Source organism: Mesorhizobium sp. M7A.F.Ca.CA.002.04.1.1, from assembly GCF_004022805.1.
Classification (GTDB): Bacteria; Pseudomonadota; Alphaproteobacteria; order Rhizobiales; family Rhizobiaceae; genus Mesorhizobium; species Mesorhizobium ciceri.
The window spans coordinates 1-679 of record NZ_RZPL01001234.1 but is presented as its reverse complement, the minus strand read 5'-3'; the positions used below and the strand labels follow the sequence as shown (position 1 = coordinate 679).

Here is a 679-nt window from a genome sequence, read left to right as displayed (position 1 = left end):
GACGAAGGGCGCGTCCTTGCGGCCGTCATTGGCGACCTTGTCGTGCCCCTGACGGGTGATCGCGGTGACCTCGGCGCCGAGCTTCAGATTGGCGGCGATCGCCGGAAGCCGGCCAAGCGGCGCCAGATAGTCGCGCACGATCTCGCCGCCGGTCGGCAGGCCCTGGCTGTCCGGCGCCGTCCAGCCGGAGCGGTCGAGCAGCGCCCGCGCCGCCGCGTCGATGTTGTATTCCCAAGGCGAGAACACCCGCACATGGCCCCATTCGAGCAGTGCGGCCCCAACGCTTTCGCCGCGCTCCAGGATGAGTGGACAGATGCCGCGCTCGACCAGATGCGCCGCGGCGGCAAGGCCGACCGGGCCGGCGCCAATTACCGCGACGGGAAGATCTGTCATCATGTCCATAGGTTCGATCCTTCCGGTATCTTCGAATTATACGCGCAGAAAAATCAGGCCAGTGCTTTGCCGACGGCGGGCGCACAGGCGTCGGCGCAGCACTCGTCGGCGAGATAGCCGATCAGCGCATTCATGCCGGGATAGTTGGCGCGGCAGATCAGCGTCGTCGCTTGCCGTTCCTGCGTGACAAGCCCGGTATCGACCAGCCGTTTGAGGTGATGCGACAGCGTGGAGGACGGAATGTCGAGCCTGCCCTGGACGCTGCCGACGGCAAGCCCGTCATCAC

At 66.6% G+C, this 679-nt stretch carries 2 protein-coding genes; both read right to left on the bottom strand.

Translation table 11 applies throughout. The annotated features are described in order from the left end of the window. A partial coding sequence (locus ENZ75_RS33540) for an NAD(P)-binding domain-containing protein (RefSeq protein ID WP_164888266.1) occupies positions 1-402 on the bottom strand: 402 nt, incomplete at its 3' end. A 44-nt stretch (positions 403-446) separates the two neighbouring features. Then, on the bottom strand, positions 447-679 hold a 233-nt coding region (locus ENZ75_RS33535; RefSeq protein ID WP_164888265.1), incomplete at its 5' end, for a helix-turn-helix domain-containing protein.